The sequence below is a fragment of the Corallococcus sp. 4LFB genome, from assembly GCF_046520365.1.
In the GTDB taxonomy this organism is placed as follows: domain Bacteria; phylum Myxococcota; class Myxococcia; order Myxococcales; family Myxococcaceae; genus Corallococcus; species Corallococcus caeni.
On sequence record NZ_JBKGHJ010000985.1, the window covers coordinates 1 to 1,403 of the forward strand.

Here is a 1,403-nt window from a genome sequence, read left to right on the forward strand (position 1 = left end):
GCCCTCGCCCTCGTCGCCCGGGCCTCCAGCGACGTCGTCTCCACCGAGCAAGGCCCCGTCACCGGTCCCACGGCGCTGACGCCCATCCAGCACCACCTGCTGCACCACGACGCCGCGCACGCCCACCACTTCAACCAGGCCCTGCTGCTGGCCAGCCGTCAGCCCCTTCAGCCCTCGCACCTGGAAGCCGCCCTGCGCCGGCTGCTCTCCCACCACGACGCCCTGCGCCTGCGCTTCTCGCGTGACGCCTCCAGCACCTCGGCCTTGCACAGCGTGCCTCCTGCTGCGGCCGAAGTGGACCGCCCCTCGCCGGACGCCTCTGGCGCCTGGGCCTCGCACGGTGTGCCTCCCGAGGAAGCTGACTTCTTCCTCACTGAGGTGGACCTCTCCTCGCTGCCCGCCTCCGAGCAGCCCCGCGCCTTGGAGGCCGAGGCTTCGCGTCTCCAGGCCTCCTTCGTCCTTTCCCAGCCGCCCCTGCTGCGCGCCTGCCTCTTCCACCTGGGCCAGGGCGCCCAGCGCCTGCTGCTGGTGGCCCACCACCTCGTCGTCGACGCCGTCTCCTGGCGCGTCCTCATCGAGGACTTGGAGGCCTGCTACGCCGCCCTGCTGGAGGGCCGCACCCCGGCGCTGCCGCCCAAGTCCTCCTCCTTCCAGACGTGGGCGCGCCGCCTGGAGGCCCACGCCGCTTCCGCCGCCTTCGCCCGCGAAGCCTCCCTCTGGCACGAGACCCTGGGCACCGCTCCGGCCCCGCTGCCCACCGACGCCTCCGGCCCCAACACCCACGCCTCCGAGCGCCGCCACTCCCTGGCCTTCGACGCCCAGGAGACGCGCCTGCTGTTGCAGGAAGTCCCCACCGCCTGGCGTGCCTCCATCGACGAGGTGCTGCTGACAGCGCTCTACCTCGCGCTGCGTGAGTGGACGGGCCAACCCCTCGCCCGCGTCCACCTGGAAGGCCACGGCCGCGAGGCCCTCTTCGCCGACGTGGACCTCTCCCGCACCGTGGGCTGGTTCACCTCGCTGGTGCCCCTGCAAGTCGAGCTGCCCGCTAATGGCTCCGCGGGAGACGCGCTTCGCACCGTGCGCGACGCGCGCCGCCGCCTGCCCCACCATGGCATCGGCTTCGGGCTCCTGCGCTGGCTGGCCCCGCACGACACCGCCACGTCTCTGCGCGACACACCCGTGCCCGAGGTGGCCTTCAACTATCTGGGCCAACTGGATGCCTCCGTCACGGCCAGCCGCTTCTTCTCACTGGCTTCGGAAGCCATCGGATCCAACCTCGCTCCTGATGGCACCCGCCTGCATGCACTGGAGCTCAACGGCTCGGTGATGGGCGGCCGGTTGCAGCTGACCTTCGGCTACAGCGCGCACCGTCACCACGAGTCCACCATCGCGACGCTGGCCTC

General features: G+C 72.1%; 1 protein-coding gene. It reads left to right on the forward strand.

From position 1 onward, the window contains the following. Positions 1–1,403 (forward strand): condensation domain-containing protein (locus ACLEQD_RS43375; protein WP_410391791.1); only part of this gene is annotated, 1,403 nt, incomplete at both ends.